The 1,356-nt window shown below is 36.1% G+C and carries 1 protein-coding gene; it reads left to right on the top strand.

The features are described 5' to 3' along the window. The first annotated feature begins 606 nt into the window (after positions 1-606). Positions 607-1,314, top strand: a complete 708-nt coding sequence (locus VB654_RS12590) for an HAD family phosphatase (RefSeq protein ID WP_323214106.1) — start codon at positions 607-609, stop codon at positions 1,312-1,314. Positions 1,315-1,356 lie beyond the last annotated feature (42 nt).

Raw genomic sequence — 1,356 nt, 5'->3', positions numbered from 1 at the left:
CAGCAAACCCTATTTACAAATTATTTTTAGATAATTAGATGCCTTGTTGAGCAACGCCATTAATCAAGCATTACTACTGTTATTAAACAAGTACCAATATCAACAAATTGCTGTCACATTTCTTCTATTGGTTTAACTAAATAAAGCTGCTAAAACTGCTAAGAAATAAATTTTCTGACTAATGGCTGCAACAGACTCAATATATATTTGATTCAAGTCTAAGAGACATATATTTTAACACTGGGACTTAAAGCCCAATATGTTCCCCTGCTCTTTTATTTTGGCTAGGCTATATCTATTTATTTTCTATCTTTGCTAAATAAGCAAAAAACTAAAATCATAGATAGCAAACTCATCTGCATTTTTTGATTTGCTTTCTAAGAGAAGTTGTATTAAAGTATACGAAATACTTTATGCTGTTAAGCAGCAAGAGTTAGGCAACAATCCAAACACGACAATAAAAGAGTCTTTCTGTTTTACCTGTGAAACAAGTATATCAATAAAATCGTTAACGACACAACAATTTTCCACTATTTTTTATATTTTATTTTTATCTTCAGCAGAAACCCTATTTATTCCTCGGTGGAAACATAGTTAAATAAGTAAATGTTGACAAGCATCAAGGCATTGAATGTGTTATCAAGTTACCGAGCCGTAATTTTTGATATGGATGGTCTGCTGTTTGATACGGAAAGTATTGCGCGATGGGCTTGGAAACAGGCTCTGAAAGATCATGGCTATATTATGAACGACGATTTATATATGGAGTTTGTCGGGCGAGACTTGGCATGGCGGGAAAAATTACTCAAAAAAATTTACGGAGACGATCTTCCATTTAAGTCTGTGACAGTCCAACGCATCGAAATTGGTGATGAGCGAGAATTGCGAGAAGGTCTACCAATGAAACCAGGGGTATTAGATTTGCTGTCTAGATTAAATGACCTTGGTGTGATTATTGCATTAGCCACGGGGACGGCTCGAACTAGAGCTATCCGACGTTTAACAAATGCTGGGATTAATCAATATTTCACGACAATTGTCACGAGTGAAAATGTGGCTGAGGGTAAACCAGCACCAGATATTTTTTTGGAAGCTAGTCGCCGGATAAATATTGAGCCTGTGCGGTGTGTTGTTTTTGAGGATTCATTTGTGGGTGTGGAAGCAGCATTTCAGGCGGGAATGTGTCCCATTATGGTTCCCGATATCGAAGAACCATCTATTGAAATTAGGCGTTTGGCTTATCGAGTCTTGGATTCTCTGGAAGAAACCAGGGAATTATTACCAGAATTATTTGGAGAACCGATAAAAAATTAAAAATCACCAATTACGAACTACGAATTACGAATTACGAATTAC

The sequence above is a fragment of the Nodularia sp. UHCC 0506 genome (assembly GCF_034931045.1).
Classification (GTDB): domain Bacteria; phylum Cyanobacteriota; class Cyanobacteriia; order Cyanobacteriales; family Nostocaceae; genus Nodularia.
Note: the sequence above shows the minus strand (reverse complement) of the source record. Positions and strands in the feature narration are given on the sequence as shown.